The following is a 17,568-nucleotide window of genomic DNA, read 5'->3' on the forward strand; positions in this document are numbered from 1 at the left end:
CAGCAGCCTGAACAATGACGATATCCATTCTCATTAGCTTTTGGGCTGGTATCGCCACGTCCAATGCTCCAAGGACGTGCCTGTGCGCTTTTCACCGTTGTTCGTCGCCCTGACCGCGCTGCTGTCAGCCCCTGCCGTTGCCCAGTCCACGGACGCCCGCACCCTGGATGCGGTCACCGTCACCGCCTCGCGCACCGGGCAGAGCGCGGACACCGCACCGCAGACCATTGTGGTAATCGAGCGCGAGGCCATCGAGCGTCAGCTGCGCATCAGTGGCAACTCATCCGATGTACTGGCCAACCTGCTGCCGTCCTACACGCCCAGCCGCGGCAAGATGAACGGCAGCGGTGAAACCCTGCGCGGGCGCACGCCGTTGATTCTGGTCGACGGCATTCCGCAGTCGAATCCGCTCCGCCCCACCGGCCGCGAAACCCACACCATCGACTACGCCATGGTGGAGCGGATTGAAGTGATCCAGGGTGCCAACGCGATGAACGGTCTGGGTGCCACCGGCGGCACCATCAATCTGATCACCCGCAAGCCGGAGCCCGGTCAGATCAACCAGCATGTGGGTGTGCAGACGACGGTGCCGACCACCGACGTCAGCGCCGAAACCACCAGCTACCGCGCCGACTACCGCATCAGCGGCAGCAAGGGGCGTTGGGACTACCTGTTCGGCGCAGGCTACGAAGACCAGGGGCTGTGGCTGGACGGTGACGGCACCGCCATCGGCACCGACACCACCCAGGGCGACCTGATGGCCACGCGCGCTTACGACCTGCATGCCAAGCTCGGCTACTGGATCGACGACAACCAGGAACTGCAGTTCAGTTCCAACCGCTACCGGATCAAGTCCAAGGCCGAGTACCTCACGGTGTCGGGTAACCGCAACACCGGCCTGCCGACCACCTCGGTGCGCGGTACGCCGCCGGGCACCCCGCCGTGGAACGACGTGTGGACGACCGGCCTGGCCTACACCCACCACGATCTGGCCGGCATGGAACTGCGTGCGATGGTGTTCAACCAGGAATTCGAGGGCCTGTTCGGCGGCGATCGTTCGTCCACGTTCCAGGATCCGTTGATTGCGCCAGTCGGCACGCTGTACGACCAGTCGCGTTCGGTGGCGTCCAAGTGGGGGGCCAAGACCAGCCTGGGGCGCGATGACCTGTTTGACGGCACGCTGAAACTGACCGGTGGCGTCGACCTGCTGCAGGACAGCGGCAAGCAGGACCTGTACGGCACCGGCCGCACCTATGTGCCGAACTCCGAGTTCCGCAATGCCGCCGGCTTCCTGCAGGCCGAATACAAGCTGCTGCCGACGCTGACCGCGCAGGGCGGCATCCGCCGCGAAGAAGCCACGCTGCGCATCGACAGCTACCAGACGCTGTACCGCTACAACCGCGTCAATGTGCAGGGCGGCAAGCTGCGCTTCGGCGAGACCTTGTACAACGCCGGACTGGTGTTCGCGCCGACGGAAACCTTCAACGTCTTCGGCAGCTATTCCGAAGGGTTCGGGATGCCGGACGTGGGCCGCGTGCTGCGCTCGATCAACACGCCCGGCACGTCAGTGGCCGACCTCGATGCGCTGGAGCCGGTGCTGACCCGCAACACCGAACTGGGCGCGCGCGTGCGCACCGGTGCATGGCAGGCCGACGTGGCGGTGTTCCAGTCACGTTCGGATCTGGGCACGCGCATCATCTCGGTCGACGGCGCATTCCAGATGGCCCGCGAAAAGACCCGCATTGAAGGCCTGGATGCCAGCGTGCGCTACCAGCTCAATGACGTCCATGCGCTGGGCCTGTCCTATGCCTGGACGCGCGGCCGTTACGACAGCGATGCCGATGGCCGCCTGGATGCCCGGCTGGACGGACTGAACATCGCCCCCAACCGCGCCATCGCCACGTGGTCGGCGCAGTGGAAGCCGAAGCTGTCCACCTTCGTGCAGGGCCAATACGCGTTCAACCGCAACTTCGATGAAGCCGCCAAGCAGTTCCAGGGCTATGCGCTGTTTGACCTGGCAGCCGAGTACAAGCTCAGCAAGGGCAGCGTGCAACTGGGCGTGGCCAATCTGTTTGATCGCCAGTACATCACGTATTACTCGCAGAGCGCGTTGATTGAGCCGGACCGGTATTTCGCGGGCCGCGGGCGTACTGTGACCGTGGGTTATCAACTCGACTTCTGACGTGATGCCGGGCATGGCCCGGCACTACATCCGTCATTCCGTAGTGCCGGGCCATGCCCGGCAATTGCCCCACCGGATTCCACATGTTCAAAACCGTCCTGTTCCAGCTGCACTGGCTGCTCGGCATCACCGCAGGGACGGTGCTGGCGATCATGGGCTTGAGCGGTGCAGCGCTCTCGTTTGAAGACGAGATCGTGCGCGCGCTTAACGCGGATGTTGCCGACGTCGCACAACGCCATGCCGCCGGCGAGCAGCCGCTGGCCCTGAGCGAACTGCTGCCGCGCCTGCAGGAAGGCACCGACCGTCCGCTGCAGCGCCTGCGCGTGGATGCCACCGGACAACGCCTGTCGGTCGCCCGTTTCGAGGGCGGCAAGCAGCACTGGCGCTACTTCAACCCCTACACCGGACAGGCGCTGGATGACCTGCGCGGGCTGGCCTTCTTCGATTTCACCGAAGACCTGCATCGGCACCTGGTGGCCGGCGACCGGGGCAAGCTGATCACCGGCATCTGTGCCATCACCCTGGTGTTCTTCGCGCTCTCCGGCCTGTACCTGCGTTGGCCGCGACAGTGGTGGCACTGGCGGACCTGGATGGCAGTGGAATGGTCGCGCAGCGGACGCAGCTTCCTGTGGAGCCTGCACTCGGTGGTGGGCACCTGGGTGCTGGTGGTCTACCTGCTGCTGGCACTGACCGGCCTGTGGTGGTCGTTCGACTGGTATCGCACGGGCGCGACCCAGCTGCTGGGCGGGCCCAGTCGCGAGGAACCCGCCCTGCGCGCCAGCAACGGCGCGCTGGACATGAAGCGTGTCGAGCACACGCTGTACGCCCTGCCCGGCGTTCGCCGCGGTTACATCGACCTGCGCTTCCCCAACAAGCCCGGCCGCCCGTTGACCGGTCGTGTGCAGTCCACCGAGGCGGCCCACGACCGGGCCCAGGACAACGTGCAGCTGGACCCGGCTACCGGTGACCTGCTGCAACACGAGCCGTACCGGCAGATGAGCGCCGGGCGCAAAACCATGACCAGCATGTTCGCCCTGCACTCCGGCAGTTTCTTCGGGCTGCCGGGCCGGGTCATCATCATGCTTTCCAGCCTGGCGATGCTGCTGTTCTTCATCACCGGCTGGATGCTGTATCTGGATCGCCGCCGGCGCAAGCGCGACGTACGCGCCGCGCGGCAGCCGATGACCGCCCCTCACGTCGAGGGACAGGCTCCATGGCTGGTCGCCTTTGCCAGCCAGAGCGGATTCGCTGAGCAACTGGCGTGGCGCGCTGCCGCCCAACTGCAGGGGGCCGGCATGCCGGTGCAGGTGAAGCCATTGGGTCAGCTGGATGCGACCACCCTGCAGCAGACACGCAATGCCCTGTTTGTGATCAGTACCTTCGGCGACGGCGAGGCACCCGACGCCGCGCGGGTGTTCGAGCGCCGCCTGCTGCCGCAGGAACTGCCGCTGGCAGACCTGCAGTACGCAGTGCTGGGGCTGGGCGATCACGAGTACGCGCGCTACTGCGGTTTCTCACGTGCGGTCGACGCGTGGCTGGCCACGCAAGGTGCCCGGCCGTTGTTCCCCACCGTGGAGGTCAACCGCGATGATGGCGCTGCGTTGGCGCAGTGGCAGAACCAGCTGGCCGCGCTCACCGGTTTCAGCGACCCGGTTCCACTGCCGGCGGCGGAACCGCTGCAGGACTGGATACTGCAACGCCGCACCCTGCTCAATGCGGGCAGCGCCGCCGGCGCGATCTGGCAGGTGGAACTGACCCCACCCGAACATGCCAGCTGGCAGGCGGGTGACATACTGGAGATCCTTCCGGGTCAGCAGACCGGTAACGCCGACACGTTGCCTGCCCACCGCGAATACTCGATTGCCTCGATCATGCAGGACGACAGCCTGCAGCTGGTGGTGCGGCTCACGTGGCTGCCCGACGGCCGGCCCGGACTCGGTTCCGGCTGGCTGTGCCTGCACGCAGCCGAGGGCACCCCCATCCAGGCGCGGGTCCGCCGCAACAGTGGTTTCCACCGTTACCCGGAGCACGCGCCGATGCTGCTGATCGGCAACGGCACCGGCGTCGCCGGTCTGCGCAGCCTGCTGCGTGAGGCCGCTGCACATGGCGACGGCGGGCATTGGCTGATATTCGGCGAACGCACCGCAGCGCATGACAGCCTGTATCTGGACGAGATGGAGCGGTGGCAGCAGCAGGGCCATCTGCGGCGACTGGACCGCGTGTTCTCCCGCGATCCGGACGGCGGCGGCTACGTGCAGCACCGACTGCGTGATCAGGCCCAGGCCGTGCACGACTGGGTGGCCATGGGCGGCAGCATCTACGTCTGCGGTTCACTGCATGGCATGGCCGAAGGCGTGGACCAGGTGCTGCGTGAGATCCTCGGTGAAGGCAGCCTGGATACCTTGCTGGCTGAAGGCCGCTACCGACGCGACGTCTACTGACGTCGCGCCAGGTTCCCCGTGCGCTCAGGCGTGCGCGGTACGCTCCGCCTGGCGGGGTGCCGGCGTGGCGAGCGCGAAGGCGGCGACCGCATCTCCCAGCAGTTCGGCCTGGCGCTGCATCGACTGCGCCGAGGCCGAGGCTTCTTCCACCATGGCGGCATTCTGCTGGGTGCTGCCATCCATCTGCAGCAGCGTTTTTCCGACCTGTTCAATGCCCGCGCTCTGCTGCTGTGATGCAGCGGAAATGCCCGCCATGATCGCGGTCACCTGCTCGACGCTGCGCACGATGCCGTCCATGGTGGCACCGGTCTGGTCGACCTGGCGCGAGCCGGCGTTGACCCTGTCCACGGACGCCTCGATCAGATCCTTGATCTGCTTGGCGGCATCGGCGCTGCGCTGGGCCAGCAGACGGACTTCACCGGCGACCACGGCGAAGCTGCGCCCCTGTTCGCCCGCGCGCGCGGCCTCAACTGCCGCATTCAACGCCAGAATCTTGGTCTGGAAGGCGATGCCATCGATGACGCCGATGATGTCGGCGATGCGGCGGGACGAATCGGCAATTCCGGCCATCGTGGCCACCACCTGCGCCACCGATGCGCCGCCTTCAGCAGCAATACGCGCTGCGTCAATCGCCAGCTGATTGGCCTGCCGCGCCGAATCGGCATTCTGGCGCACGGTCGCAGTCAGCTCTTCCATCGAAGACGCCGTTTCTTCCAGATGGGCTGCCTGCCGTTCGGTTCGCACCGCCAGGTCATGGTTGCCGGCGACGATCTCCCCCGCTGCACCGTTGATCGCCTGTGACGCATGCTGGATACGAGTGACAATGTCGGTCAGCTGCTGGACGCTGGCATTGGCGTCGTCGCGCATGTCAGCGAACACGCCCTGGAACTCACCCTGCATGCGCGCGCCCAGATCGCCTCGCGCCAGCGCGGCAAGCAGATCCTGCACACTGCGCAGATTGCCCTGGAAAGTGTCGAGCAAGCCATTGATGCTGACCGCCAGGGTTCGCAGGAAGCCTTGCTTGTCATGCACGGCCAGACGCACATCCAGCTCGCCGTGCGCGGCGGCGTCCACCAAGGCGGCCACTTCCGTTTCCACGGTGGTTTCCAGCGCACGGCTGCGCCACTCCACCGCCGCCCCGAGCAGTTGCCCGTCGTGCTGCATCGGGTTGACCACCAGCTGGTAACGCACCTGCTGGTGCTCGATCTCATGGGTACCCGGCTCGGCACGCTGCAGCTGGGCCACCACCCCAGCCAGTGCAGGATGCAGCGCGAGCGCAGGACGACCACGCCACGATGCCTCATCCAGCTTCAACGCCGCACACAGCGCCTGGTTGAGAAGCGCAATGGAGCCGTCCGCCTCCAGCACCATCATCCCGGTCTGCGCACTGTCCAGTGCCTGTCGTGCGCGGGCATTGTCGCGGGCGGCCGCGCGCTCGGACTCGATGCGGGCGCGCAGGCGCTGCTGCATGTGGGTGAGGCGCTGCGCGAGCTGGCCGATCTCATCGTGCGGGTTGCGCACTTCCAGCACGGTATCCAACCGGTCTTCGGCAATATCCTCGGCAAAGCGCAGGGTGTCGGAGATCGGCCGGCGTACCGAGCCCAGCACCAGCAGCAGCGTGGCGATCAACATGCCAGCCACCACCAGCAGGGTCAGCACGAACAGCACGGTCATCGCCAGCGCCTGGGCCTTCAGACTGTCACGTGCGCCGGCCAGCGATGCCGCCTGGCTGCTTTCCAGCTGCTGCAGCGCCGGACCGATCTGTTCAGCGGTATCGGCCAGCGACATCGCCTCCACGTCCAGCCCGACACGCGCGGCGGTATAGGCCAGCAGCGCGCCCTGGTAAGCGTCCATGGCCGCACGCAGCGCGTCCTGCTCAGCCGGGGACAACCGGGATTCGCCCAGCGCCAGCTCAAAGGGCAGTTTGGCTTCGCTGGCACGGTCGCTGTGCTGGCTGTCACCGCTCAACAGCAGCAACGCCTCCTGCCGGCGCATGGCCTGTCCCTGGGCACTCAGCGCCGGGCGCTGCGCGCTTTCCAGCAATCCATCCAGCGTGGTGCCCGCCGATTCGAGCTGCGCGCGAAGCCCCTCCTCGCCCCGCCCCATCTCGTCAACGCGCTGGTTCAGCGCGCCGATGCCCTCGGCAAATGCGGTGATACGCTCACCGAGCGTCTTCAGTGCCGTTGCGCTGCCCGCCGTATCGGCCCCCTCGGACGGCAGCTGCCCCAGCGTGGCCTGCAGCCGGTCACGGGCAGCCAACAGCGCCGCGCGATCCTGGTCATCGAAGCTGACCGCGTAGCGGGTCTGCAGCCGGCGTGCATCGGCCACCTGCGCACTCAATGCAGCCGCCAGCGCGGTATGCTGCTGGTGTCGGGCGAACGTATCCGCCGCCCGCTCACTGTTGTGCCGGGTCCAGCCATATACGGCGGCCACCACCAGCAGGCCGGAGCCACACACCACCAGGCTCGCCTTGAGCTTGTTGGCGATACTCATCCGGCGCAGCGCCATCACCTTGGGTGACAGCGCGCGCCAGAGCGGCAACGCGTCCATGCGTTGGGTAAAGGACAACAGGCGACGGGACACGGCGTGCATCGCGCACTCCAGGCAGAAGGACGCATCGGTATCGGCCGCGCTTCCATCAACTTTAGTGCGCATTGCGCGCGCGTTGCCGCGCGACAGCGCACGTTTTAGCGCACGTAGACGACCGCACGATGACGCTGTCGCGTCCGATCAACGCAAGGGGTCGGGCTGGTTCACCTGCGGCAGCTGGCCGGCCGTATGGCGGCCCAGCCAGTCCGCGAATCGCGTCGTGCCGGTGATGGCCTGGGCTCCGGGCGTCAGGGTCAGTTCCTTGAGTGCCGCACCGTAGTAACGCGCCTCCCGGTCGCCGACGACCGGGCGGTCGTCCTGGTGGAAATACATCACCCACTCCACCAGCTCGAACAGGCGATGCCGTTGCGGTCCGCCGATCTCCACCACGCCACCCGGCAACGGCCCGGTCGCCAGACGACCCAGGGCCTCGCCCAGGTCATCGGCGGCCAGCGGCTGTACCAGCGCGACCGGCAGGCGCACCGGCTCACGCTCTGCACCCGGCGGAATCAGCTGTGCCATGAACTCGAAACACTGGGTGGCCCGCACCAGCGTCGCGGGCAGACGGGCATGCAGGACCAGCTGCTCCTGCACGGCCTTCGCACGGAAGTAGTCACTGCCCTGCAGGTAGGGGGTGCCGACCACCGAAAGCGCAATGAAGTGTCTGACGCCCGCCTGGGCACAGGCGGCCAGCAGGTTGGCAGTGCTGCGCTGGAAGAAGTCACCAACCGCCGGCGCGTCGAAGGAAGGCGCGTTGGACGCATCCACTACGACCTCCGCCCCCGCCAGTGTTTCCGCCAGTCCCACGCCGGTCAGGGTATCCACCCCAGTACGTCGTGACGCCGCCGTTACCTGGTGGCCCGCGTCGCGCAGCCGCTCCACCACCCGGCTTCCAATCAGTCCATGACCGCCTATGACGACGATGTTCATGTGGATGCTCCGTGGTTGCGCTACAGCAGGATGGGACTGGCGGAGACCGGTGCCACCGGCACGTCGCGCTCGTCCAGCAGCTGGCGCAGATCCATCTCGAGGGATACGCAGATCTGCGAGATGGGGATGTCGTTGGCCCCACCCTCGAACGGATTGGCACTGTTCTCACCCACCTGGTCCAGCGACGCGTACATCCACGACACCAGCACGCTCAGCGGCACCGCCAGCCACACCATGTGACCCACCATGGCGCCGCCGACAACATCATCCAGCGGGGCGAACAGATCAATCATGCCCAACGGCAGCAGCACACACAGAATGCGCACGAAGATGACGTTGATGATCGCGTACTGCCGTGGGTAGGGGTAATTCTTCAGGCGCTCGCTGCGCGCCTGCTGATCGTGCAGGTCGCGCAGCACACGCTGCAGCTCGGCAAAAGCACCGGTACTGATCTGCCCGGCGTCCAGCATCTGCTTCAGATCCGCGCCCTGCAGGTTGAGCACCTCGGTGGCGCGACTCCCTGCACCGAGGATGCGCGCACGCTCCGGCCCGGCAACGTATTTGTTCAACTCCATGTCGAGGGCACGTGCCTTTTCGGGCACTTCATAGTGTTTCCGATACTCGACGTTGGGCGCAGCCTGGGTGGTCTCCCATGCCTTGCTGTCACGCATCTGGTAGCGCAGCACGGTCAACCAGGCCACATGCCGGTAGGCGAGCCGCCGGGTGAGTTCGGCGATGCCGACGTAGTCGCGGGTCATCGCGCCCCAGACCCGGCTGGCTGAGGTGATCGATGCCCACACCTGCTGCGCCTCCCACAACCGGTTGTACGTCTGGGTGTTCTTGAACCCCACGATCAACGCCACCGTGGTACCCAGCATGAAGATCACATTCCAGGGCACTGCCAGCCAATGCCATCCGGCCAGCTGATACAACGCGACCAGCGCGAGATCGAGCAGGATCAACGCGTACAACGGGCGGCGGGTCCAGCGCAGGAATTCGAGAAACGTGTATGAGCGTCCGGCGTGCATGGCCAGGGTCTCCATCAAGGGGATGACGGCGCGGTGGTCGGTACCACCGACACCACATGGGTGATGCCGTTGCGGAACATCTTTGCGTAGGGGCAGACGCGTTCGGTGTTGCGGACCAGCTCGGCCGCGACCGCCGCCTCCATGCCGGGCAGATAGGCCTCCACTTCCGCTGAAAGCAGGTACAGCCCATCAATGGGGTCGCGCGAGAAGGTCACACCGACATCGATGCAGGCATCCACCAGCATCAGACCGGCACGCGCGGCCAGCAGCATCATGGCTCCGTGGAAGCAGGCGGCATAACCGGCGGCCAGCAGCTGTTCGGGATTGCTGCCGCCACCGGGACCACCCAGCGCCGGCGGCAACCGCAGGTCCAGTGCCAAGGCACCATCGTCGGACACCACGACTCCCGACGCCCGCCCATGACCGGCCGTGCCTCCGCTGACCCGCACGCGCCCGGTGTAAAGCGGACGCACCTCATCGCCGTGGTACTTGTCGAGCACCCCTGGCGAGGGCGGCTTCAACGGCGGGCCAGCGTCGTCGGGTACGTCAGGCATGGCGCGCGAAATCCGAGCCCTGCAGCCAGCCATCGAAGTTCTGCGCGCCCAGCCACGCCTCACCCACCGGCACCAGGGTGTCGTCCTGCAGCTGGGCACCAAAGTAAGGTGCCTCGGCGTCGCCGGTTACCCGGCGTGCATCCTGGGTTCGGTCCAGGAACCGCTGCGCCAGCTCGGCCATGGGCGCCCGCTCCGGGCCGGCGATTTCAACCACGCCGTTGATGGCGGGCTGCACGCTGATGCGGGCCACCGCATCGGCCACGTCCTCGGCCGCGATCGGTTGCACCAGCGCCGTGGGCAGGTGCAGCGCATCACCCGCCGACTGGATGATGCCCGGCAGGAACTCGAAGAACTGGGTGGAGTGGATGATGGTGTAGGCGATGCCGGATTCGCGGATCAGGCGCTCCTGCACGATCTTGCCTCGGAAGTAGCCACTTGCCGCCAGCTTGTCGGTGCCCACCACCGACAGCGCCACGTGGTGGCCAACGCCGGCGCGCGCTTCAGCCGAGAGAATGTTGTGGCCGGCGGTCTGGAAGAATTCCAGCACGGCGGCGTCTTCGAACGACGGTGAATTGGCCAGGTCCACCACCACGTCGGTGCCTGCCATTGCCGCATCCAGTCCTTCGCCACTGATGATGTCGATACCGGTGGACGGTGCGGCGATGACGATCTCGTGTCCGGCCGCACGCAGGCGGTCGACGACCTTGCTGCCGATGCGGCCAGTGCCGCCGATGACCAGAATCTTCATGTTCATGCTCCAGGGCTGGGTAGAGGTACAGCACAGATGCTAGGCAGCCGCGGTGTGCCTCAGTAGATCCCTGGCAGGACGCGCGTTGTTGCCCGCCACGCACCAATGACCGTCATCGCCAGGCGGCCGGATCCGGCACTGACGCGGGGACCGGTGTGCGCAGGGTGTTTTCCCAGTGCGTCACCACGTCCAGGTCCAGCGCGCGCACCTCGGCAGTGATGAAATCGATGAATGCGCGGATGCGTTTGGGCAGCTGGCGGCGGCTGAGGTAGCACAGATAGTGCCCCCGGTCGTCGGCGGCATAGCGGTCCAGGCAGCGCACCAGCTCGCCGGCATCCAGCGCGGCCCGCACCTGGTAGTTGGGCAGCTGTGCCAGCCCCTGCCCCTGCATCACCGCCTGCAGCGCCAGGTCTGCGTCATTGAATACCAGCGTCGCGTCCGGCTCTACGGCCAGCGCTCGCCCGTCCACGCGGAACTCCCAGGGCTGCAGCCGGCCATTGGCCTGGCGCTGGCTGATGCAGGCGTGCGCACCCAGCTCCTCCACCCGCTCAGGCAAGCCGTGCGCTGCGACATAGTCCGGGGCGGCACACACCAGCAGTTGCATCGGAATCAGGTGTTTGGCAATCACGTCGCTGTCCTCAAGCACGCCGTCCCGGAACGCCACGTCAATGCGGTCGGCGGCGAGATCCAACGCGCGCTCCTCCAGCAGCAACTCCAGGGTGACGTCGGGAAAGCGGGCGCGGAAGGGGGCCAGCAACGGCGCAATCACCTTGCGTCCGAATCCTCCGGTAGCGCTGATGCGCAGATGACCCCGCGGGGGACCATCACGCAGGTCGCGCATTTCTTCCAACGCCTGCAGTATGCGGTCCACGCCCGGTCGGCAGCCTTCATGGAACAGCTCACCTTCCCGCGTGAGCGAAGTGGAGCGCGTTGTGCGCAGGAACAGACGCACGCCGAGCTGGCCTTCCAGCTTCTGCACGCTGCGGCTTACTGCGGAGCGGCCGATGCCAAGCCGGTCGGCCGCACGCGAGAAGCTGCCCTCATGCGCGACCGCGATGAAGGCCATCACCCCGGCGTAGCTGGCGGAGAACCCGGTGGTGAGCGCATCGCTGCCTTCGTCAGCAGCCAGTGTTTCGGTCAGGGACATGGCGGGGTCGCTCCAAGGTGACGGGCGTGGTCCTGCAGACAGGCGTGGGCCACTTCCAGGTGCTGCCGACAGCGTTCGGCGGGCAGCCCCAACAGCGAGATCAGCGATTCGATGGGAATCCCCGCGATGTCATGCAGCAGCAGGGTCAGCCTCACATCGGCAGGCAGGCTGTCCAGCGCCTGCAGAAAGGTCATCCACACCTGCTCGGCGGGACGAGGCGGGCCTGCTTGGGTGGCAGCGTTGTCGGGGCTCATGCAAGGCAGACGGGCCAGCATCCGGCCCTGTGACACCCCCCGAGAAAAGGATTGGTGCCTGCCGCTCAACACCCTGAGTCCGCATCGCCGGCTACCGCCCGCGTGAGCACTTGCCTAGCCTGCGAACTGGAGCCAACAAGGCCCATCTGTCCTGGACTACCGGGTGCCGGCATACGGCACGCCGCCCACTGGAGGAACTGCCATGCGCGTCATGTTGTCATCCCTGATGCTGGTGCTTTGCGGAGGAGCGAGCGCCGCCCCTGCCCCAAGCCCGCCGCCGGAACCGGTCGTCACCACCGTGATGACCCAGCCCTTGCCGGACTACCCCGGCAAGGAAGCGCTGATCCTGACAGTGGAGTACCCGCCCGGCGGAGCCGACCCGGTGCACCGGCATGACGCGCACGGCTTTGTGTATGTGCTCGAAGGCAGGATCGTGATGGGTGTCGCGGGGGGCCGGGAGGTCACGCTCGGGCCCGGCGAAGCCTTCCACGAAGGTCCCGACGACCTGCACACGGTCGGGCGCAATGCGAGCCAGACTGAACCGGCACGGTTCGTGGTGTTCCTGCTCAAGGACGCCGGCAAGCCTGCCGTGTTGCCGCCGCATTGAACCTTCTTGCGGTAATCACGGCCGGCACTTCCCGTGCCGGCCGAGCTCGTGTTGAATGCCGCCATGGATGACGCCACCGCCCGCTTTCAGCAGTACCGCCCGCGCGTTATCGGCGTGGCGTATCGCATGCTCGGTTCGCTGGCCGAGGCGGAGGATATCGCCCAGGAAACCTGGCTGCGCTGGAACGGCACCGACCGCGACGTGATCGAGAACGACGAGGCCTGGCTGGTCGCTACGTCGACCCGCCTGGCCATCGACGAGCTGCGCCTGGCGCGGCGCACACGCGAGCAATACGTCGGCATCTGGCTGCCCGAACCGGTGCTCACGGATGAGAGCGCCACCCCGGAACATCTGCATGAAACGGCCAGCGATCTTTCGGTGGCGTTCCTTGCCGTGCTGGAGCGGCTGGCACCGGAAGCGCGGGCGGCATTCCTGCTGCACGACGTGTTCGAGCGCGAGTACCCGGAGATCGCGCGCATCCTGGAGAAGAGCGAAGCCAGCTGCCGGCAGATCGTGCACCGCGCGCGCCAACGCCTGCGCGAGGAACGCCGCCTGCATGAAGTGCCGCATGAAATCCACCGCCAACTGCTGCAGTCGTTCACCGCCGCACTGGACCGCGGTGACCTGAAGGCGATGATGGCACTGATGGACCGCGATGCGCAGTTGATGGGCGACGGCGGCGGCATTGTCAGCAGCTTCCCCAAGCCCATGCTCGGCGGCGCGCGCATCGCCCAGCTGCTGTTCGCGCCCACCCTGCGTCGGCGCGCCGAGCTGCGCATGGTGCCGGCGGTGTTCAACGGCCGCGTCGGCGTGCTGCGTTTTTTCGGCACGCAGCTGGAGTCGGCGATGGCGTTCGATACAGACGGCGAACACATTGTGCAGATTCTGGTACAGCGCAACCCGCACAAGCTGGCACAGATTCAGGCGCAGCAGGCGCTAGCGCTGCGCTGAAGGTTTCCAGGCCTTCAGCAGCGGCAGCGGGTCGTAGGCACCCTCCGCCCCGTAGATGCCCCAATGCAGATGCGGCGGCGTACCGGCGGCATTGCCGGTGGTGCCGACATAGCCCAGCAGATCGCCCTGGGCGACCACCTCGCCTTCGCGCAGGCCCGCCCGCCAGTCCTCCAGGTGCGCGTAGTAGTACCGCTCACGCGCCGGTCCCACCACCCAGACCTGGCGTCCGCCCAGGCCGGTATCGCGCACAGCGACCACCACGCCGCGCGTGACGCTGCGCACTGGCGTGCCGCGTTTGGCAAAGATGTCCACGCCGGCATGGGTGCGGTCACGTCCGCGCGGCGCACCGAAGGTGTCGGCGATGCGGCGCGCCGCCACGCCCTCCACCGGGACCGGCAGCGCGTCAGGCGGCGGCAGGCGCGACAGCTCCCACAGCGCGCGCGGTGCCTTCAGCCACTCGCTGTTCCACAACGTCATGGCCGACACGCCCAGTACTGCCAGGATCAGCAGCCCCACAACCCAGCTACGCAGGCGGCGCGCCAGCGAACGCTCAGCAGTCATTCCACGACCGCCGCACGCAATGGCACACCCAGCATGCTTTCAGCACTCCACTCAATGCGTAGCGGCTCACCCGCATCGGCGATCGACTCATCGCTGACATCCTTGCCGGTACCGTGGTTGACCTGGTGTTCGGCGTCCTTTAGAACGTCCATCACCACCAGCAGGCGACTGCCCTCAGCGAGGCGACGGCCGGTCATGCGCGTGCGCTGCAACGGCACGTGGGTCCACTGACCCGGGGTAAGCAGGTGGCGGGTGGTCATGTCCGCAGCATAGCTGGCCCGGCCGACGTAGTACGAGAGCTGCATCACCTTGCCGTCCTTCTGCCATTCATACAGCGTCACTGTCAGGTCGACATCGCGCTTGTTGATGCGGATCTTCAAGTCGCCGGTGAACGGGCCGACCATGTCCATGGGCTGGTCAAACGGTGCGCTGACAAATGTCAGTCCACCGTCATCCGGCGGCCCGTCGCGCAGGATGGGCCAGGGGTAGTAATTGTGGCGACTGCTGTTGCGGTCAGCGAAGTCGACGGTCTGGGTCACCATGCCAGCTGGCGGAGCAGCAGTCTGAATCAACCGGTATCCCGTGCCCGCGCGCTCGCTGGAAAGATGGAAGGTCGTCATGCCACCGCCCGCCGCCTGCAGCGATGGCGCATGCTCCCATCGGTTGGCACCCATCAACTGGTAGTTGACCCGGTCAGCCAGCAACGGCGGCAGGGGTGCGCCTTTCAATACATGGTCGAACCACTGGAAGGTGATGGCATCGGTATCGAACTGAGCCACCGGGTCCACGCTGTAGCCGCGCAGCTCCATCGCCTTGACGTTGGCCTGCGTGCCGAAATGGTCGTACGGTCCGATCAGCAACCGGTGATCGGCATCGGGCAGATGCCGGGTGTGTTCGCGAAAATACTGCAGCGCCGAGATCTGGCCATCATCGTAGTAGCCGGTGATCGACAGCACCGGAATGCGGATGCGGGCGAAGTCTTCGCCGTACGGGACCATCGCCTGCCAGTAGGCATCGTAGGCGGGGTGCGCCAGCCAGCGCTGCAACCAGGGGTTGGGTGTACCGTCGACCTGGTCGATCTGACGGTAGGGACGACCCGAGGCGTACCAGCGCACCGTCAGGGCGTCCCAACGCTCACGCTGGTTGTAGGTGTCGTTGTCGAGCAGACGGTTGTTGGCCACGTAGAACGGCCACGCGTAGTTGGCCGACAGGAAGACATTGTTCTCCATCGGCAGCCCCAGGCCCGGGATTGCCGCAACATAGGGTGCGATGGCCTTCAATGCGGGCGGTGCATGCTTGGCGGCGGCCCATGCGGCGAAGCCGGAGTAGCTGCCACCGTACATCACCACGCGCCCGTCGGTCCACGGCTGCTGGCTGATCCAGTCAATGGCGGCAGCCGCATCCACGCCTTCGGTTTCATAGGGTGCGGCAGTGCCCGTACCCAGTCGCTTGCCGCGCGCATCGACGACGACGCCCACATAGCCGTGCGCCGCGGCCAGCGCGGCCTGGGTACGGTTGCGCGCCGGGTCGGTGTAGATGGTGAACAGCATCGCGGCCGGAGGCGGCGAAGCGGACCTGCGCGGACGGGCCACGTGCGCCGACAGCACAACGCCCTCCGCATCCGGAATGCGGACCGCATCATCGATCTCGAAGCGCCGGTCCTCATCGGCCCGGATCAGATCTGGTGCAAGCCGGGCAGCCACTTGGAAGGTTTCAACGAAGGCGGCCTGCCGGATCAGATCCAAAGCCTGCTCGCGGGTGAGACTCGCGCTGCCGGCGTGCGTGGCCAGGGCAGCATCCAGCTTCGCCTGCGCCGCCGGCAGGTTGGTGGTGAACCAGTAGTGCGTCTTCAGCGCGGACACATCGTCGAGTGCGGCAAATCGGGCAGCGAATGCTGCCGCATACGCGCGATCGAACTCGCGCTCTGCCGGGTTGCCGGCTTGCGCCATCAGCAGGTAGGGGGCCCACCGCTGCGCCTGGCTTTCATTACCCTTTGAACGCAGCGACTGCATCAGGGCGGCGATGCCCACGGACGCCTGCGCGTGCTGTCCCGCCACCAGCAGCGATTGGCTGCGCTGCACGGCCGTCAAGTGGTCAGCGTCACCCCCCTCCAGCAGCTGCTGTGCCAACCCGACCAGGGCCGCATCGTTGTGTCTGACCGACGAACCCGCAGGAGCATCCCAATGCAGGAATTGCTGCGCGCCCGCTGCAGGGGCAAGCAACAGGAGCACGGACAACTGGACGGCACGAAGTAAGCGCCGCCAGCTCGGGCGGATGCGGCCGGGTAGATCGTCCTGCGTCATGGGACTGCCTTGTCATCGGTGGCTGCCGGCACACTACGGCAGTGCTGACCGGCCTGCCAGTCCCGCATGGCATACTCAGGCGATACCTGGGGAGGATCTGCAAAATGGCCAAGCTCACCACCTGCAGTGGTTGCTCTACTCGCTTTGATGCACGCAAGGCGCTGGTCTCAGCTGGCGGCCTGCGCACGACCAACGCCATGTACCAGCGCGATGTCGCGTTGCAGGTGCGGTGTCCGAACTGCCGCCGCGAGTTCACCACCACCGAGGTGTCACTGTTCGGGTTCCTGTCGCCCAATGGGTACCGCTGGGTGGTGGTCGCGCTGCTGGTGGTGATCGTTGCCCTGATGTTCTGGCTGCCTCCTCGCTGATCAGCCCAGTCGCTGCTGGAACGCCCCCACCACCCATTCCACGAAAACCCGCAGCCGGTGCGTCATCTGCCGCGTCTGTGGGTAGACCAGCAGCAGCGGCAGCGCAGCGGGCCGCCATTCGGGAAGCACTTCCACCAGCGCACCCGACTGCAGTGCAGGACGGGCGGTATGCAGGAAGGTCTGGATCACGCCCAGCCCGGCGACTGCCGCCGCCAGATGTGCATTGCTTTCGTTGATGCCCAGCTGGTTCTCGGCAATGATTTCCACGCGATCCTCGCCCTGTTCAAAGCGGAACGGGAACGGCCGTCCGCTCATCGGCGAGAGGAAGTTCAGCAGGCGGTGGCCCTGGCGCAGCGCATCCGGGTGTTCCGGGGTGCCATGCCACCCCAGGTAGGTCGGGCTGGCGCAGGTCACCGCACTCGCATAACCCAGCAGATGGGTGACCATCGAGGCATCGGCCAGCGCGCCGATGCGGATCACGCAGTCCACGTGCTCGCTGATCTGACTCAGCGGCCGGTCGGAAACGCCCAATTCGAGTCGGATGTCGGGAAATCGTTCGAGGAAGTCCGGCAGTGCCGGCACCAGCACGTCGCGTGCCGTCGCTCCGCCGACATCGACGCGAAGCATTCCACGAGGGGCATCACTCACCGCGCCGAATGAGGCGTCAATGTCCTCCAGGTCATGCAGGATGCGTCCGGCCTTCTCGTAATACAGCACGCCTTCGGCGGTCACCGAGACGCGGCGGGTGGTCCGCTCCAGCAGGCGCACGCCCAGATGCGCCTCCAGTTCACGCACCGTCTTGCTCAGCGTCGCAGCAGGCATCTCCAGCGCTTCGGCAGCGCGCGTGAAACTGCCCGTCTCCACAACGCGGGCGAACGCCCGGATGGCGATCAACTGATTCACGT

Annotated in this window: 15 protein-coding genes; 5 read left to right on the top strand and 10 right to left on the bottom strand. The window is 66.5% G+C overall.

Annotation, left to right across the window (positions count from 1 at the left end; genetic code table 11):
- Window positions 1-82 precede the first annotated feature (82 nt).
- Window positions 83-2,182 carry a TonB-dependent receptor gene (locus PDM29_RS04850; protein WP_311192755.1) on the top strand — a complete coding sequence of 700 codons (2,100 nt, stop codon included), beginning with the start codon at window positions 83-85 and terminating at the stop codon, window positions 2,180-2,182.
- Window positions 2,183-2,265: 83 nt separating this feature from the next.
- A complete protein-coding gene (locus PDM29_RS04855; protein WP_311192756.1) occupies window positions 2,266-4,623 on the top strand; it encodes a PepSY domain-containing protein in 2,358 nt (785 codons plus the stop codon).
- A gap of 24 nt (window positions 4,624-4,647) precedes the next feature.
- On the opposite strand, the gene PDM29_RS04860 is transcribed toward PDM29_RS04855, so the two are convergent.
- The 7 genes from PDM29_RS04860 to PDM29_RS04890 all read right to left on the bottom strand — a co-directional run bounded on the left by PDM29_RS04860 (window position 4,648) and on the right by PDM29_RS04890 (window position 11,813).
- Window positions 4,648-7,215 (bottom strand): methyl-accepting chemotaxis protein, encoded by a 2,568-nt coding sequence (locus PDM29_RS04860; RefSeq protein ID WP_425508744.1) that lies wholly within the window; start codon window positions 7,213-7,215, stop codon window positions 4,648-4,650.
- A 138-nt stretch (window positions 7,216-7,353) separates the two neighbouring features.
- The gene (locus PDM29_RS04865; protein ID WP_311192757.1) at window positions 7,354-8,142 is read right to left on the bottom strand and encodes an SDR family oxidoreductase; all 789 of its coding nucleotides are present in this window, start codon (window positions 8,140-8,142) and stop codon (window positions 7,354-7,356) included.
- A 20-nt stretch (window positions 8,143-8,162) separates the two neighbouring features.
- Window positions 8,163-9,170 carry a bestrophin family protein gene (locus PDM29_RS04870; RefSeq protein WP_311192758.1) on the bottom strand — a complete coding sequence of 336 codons (1,008 nt, stop codon included), beginning with the start codon at window positions 9,168-9,170 and terminating at the stop codon, window positions 8,163-8,165.
- 14 nt (window positions 9,171-9,184) lie between these two features.
- A complete protein-coding gene (locus PDM29_RS04875; protein ID WP_311192759.1) occupies window positions 9,185-9,724 on the bottom strand; it encodes an Ohr family peroxiredoxin in 540 nt (179 codons plus the stop codon).
- The gene (locus PDM29_RS04880; protein WP_311192760.1) at window positions 9,717-10,472 is read right to left on the bottom strand and encodes an SDR family oxidoreductase; all 756 of its coding nucleotides are present in this window, start codon (window positions 10,470-10,472) and stop codon (window positions 9,717-9,719) included. Before PDM29_RS04880 ends, PDM29_RS04875 begins: the two co-directional genes overlap by 8 nt.
- Window positions 10,473-10,584: 112 nt before the next feature.
- The gene (locus tag PDM29_RS04885; protein ID WP_311192761.1) at window positions 10,585-11,619 is read right to left on the bottom strand and encodes a LysR family transcriptional regulator; all 1,035 of its coding nucleotides are present in this window, start codon (window positions 11,617-11,619) and stop codon (window positions 10,585-10,587) included.
- Window positions 11,610-11,813, bottom strand: coding sequence for a hypothetical protein (locus PDM29_RS04890; RefSeq protein WP_311192762.1), 204 nt, complete (start codon window positions 11,811-11,813; stop codon window positions 11,610-11,612). The genes PDM29_RS04885 and PDM29_RS04890 overlap by 10 nt, the downstream gene beginning before the upstream one ends.
- 262 nt (window positions 11,814-12,075) lie before the next feature.
- Between PDM29_RS04890 and PDM29_RS04895 the strand changes: the two genes are divergently transcribed.
- Complete coding sequence (locus PDM29_RS04895; RefSeq protein WP_311192763.1) at window positions 12,076-12,480, top strand: cupin domain-containing protein; 405 nt, start codon at window positions 12,076-12,078, stop codon at window positions 12,478-12,480.
- A 33-nt stretch (window positions 12,481-12,513) separates the two neighbouring features.
- Window positions 12,514-13,431: an RNA polymerase sigma-70 factor gene (locus PDM29_RS04900; RefSeq protein WP_311192764.1), complete on the top strand. Its 918-nt coding sequence runs from the start codon at window positions 12,514-12,516 to the stop codon at window positions 13,429-13,431.
- On the opposite strand, the gene PDM29_RS04905 is transcribed toward PDM29_RS04900, so the two are convergent.
- Window positions 13,417-13,992 (bottom strand): M23 family metallopeptidase, encoded by a 576-nt coding sequence (locus PDM29_RS04905; protein WP_311192765.1) that lies wholly within the window; start codon window positions 13,990-13,992, stop codon window positions 13,417-13,419. The genes PDM29_RS04900 and PDM29_RS04905 overlap by 15 nt on opposite strands.
- On the bottom strand, window positions 13,989-16,223 hold the full coding sequence (locus PDM29_RS04910) for a CocE/NonD family hydrolase (RefSeq protein WP_311192766.1): 2,235 nt from the start codon (window positions 16,221-16,223) through the stop codon (window positions 13,989-13,991). The genes PDM29_RS04905 and PDM29_RS04910 overlap by 4 nt, the downstream gene beginning before the upstream one ends.
- 176 nt (window positions 16,224-16,399) lie before the next feature.
- Between PDM29_RS04910 and PDM29_RS04915 the strand changes: the two genes are divergently transcribed.
- Window positions 16,400-16,663 carry a hypothetical protein gene (locus tag PDM29_RS04915; protein ID WP_311192767.1) on the top strand — a complete coding sequence of 88 codons (264 nt, stop codon included), beginning with the start codon at window positions 16,400-16,402 and terminating at the stop codon, window positions 16,661-16,663.
- On the opposite strand, the gene PDM29_RS04920 is transcribed toward PDM29_RS04915, so the two are convergent.
- On the bottom strand, window positions 16,664-17,566 hold the full coding sequence (locus PDM29_RS04920; protein WP_311192768.1) for a LysR family transcriptional regulator: 903 nt from the start codon (window positions 17,564-17,566) through the stop codon (window positions 16,664-16,666).
- Window positions 17,567-17,568: the final 2 nt, after the last annotated feature.

The organism is Stenotrophomonas oahuensis (assembly GCF_031834595.1).
Classification (GTDB): domain Bacteria; phylum Pseudomonadota; class Gammaproteobacteria; order Xanthomonadales; family Xanthomonadaceae; genus Stenotrophomonas; species Stenotrophomonas oahuensis.

What these genes read in the sequence shown, in the direction of transcription:
- PDM29_RS04855 (WP_311192756.1), top strand. Translation starts at nt 2,266, where the DNA reads ATGTTCAAAACCGTCCTGTTCCAGCTGCACTGGCTGCTCGGCATCACC.
- PDM29_RS04860 (WP_425508744.1), bottom strand. Translation starts at nt 7,215, where the DNA reads ATGCACGCCGTGTCCCGTCGCCTGTTGTCCTTTACCCAACGCATGGAC.
- PDM29_RS04865 (WP_311192757.1), bottom strand. Translation starts at nt 8,142, where the DNA reads ATGAACATCGTCGTCATAGGCGGTCATGGACTGATTGGAAGCCGGGTG.
- PDM29_RS04870 (WP_311192758.1), bottom strand. Translation starts at nt 9,170, where the DNA reads ATGCACGCCGGACGCTCATACACGTTTCTCGAATTCCTGCGCTGGACC.
- PDM29_RS04875 (WP_311192759.1), bottom strand. Translation starts at nt 9,724, where the DNA reads ATGCCTGACGTACCCGACGACGCTGGCCCGCCGTTGAAGCCGCCCTCG.
- PDM29_RS04880 (WP_311192760.1), bottom strand. Translation starts at nt 10,472, where the DNA reads ATGAAGATTCTGGTCATCGGCGGCACTGGCCGCATCGGCAGCAAGGTC.
- PDM29_RS04885 (WP_311192761.1), bottom strand. Translation starts at nt 11,619, where the DNA reads ATGTCCCTGACCGAAACACTGGCTGCTGACGAAGGCAGCGATGCGCTC.
- PDM29_RS04890 (WP_311192762.1), bottom strand. Translation starts at nt 11,813, where the DNA reads ATGACCTTTCTGCAGGCGCTGGACAGCCTGCCTGCCGATGTGAGGCTG.
- PDM29_RS04895 (WP_311192763.1), top strand. Translation starts at nt 12,076, where the DNA reads ATGCGCGTCATGTTGTCATCCCTGATGCTGGTGCTTTGCGGAGGAGCG.
- PDM29_RS04905 (WP_311192765.1), bottom strand. Translation starts at nt 13,992, where the DNA reads ATGACTGCTGAGCGTTCGCTGGCGCGCCGCCTGCGTAGCTGGGTTGTG.
- PDM29_RS04915 (WP_311192767.1), top strand. Translation starts at nt 16,400, where the DNA reads ATGGCCAAGCTCACCACCTGCAGTGGTTGCTCTACTCGCTTTGATGCA.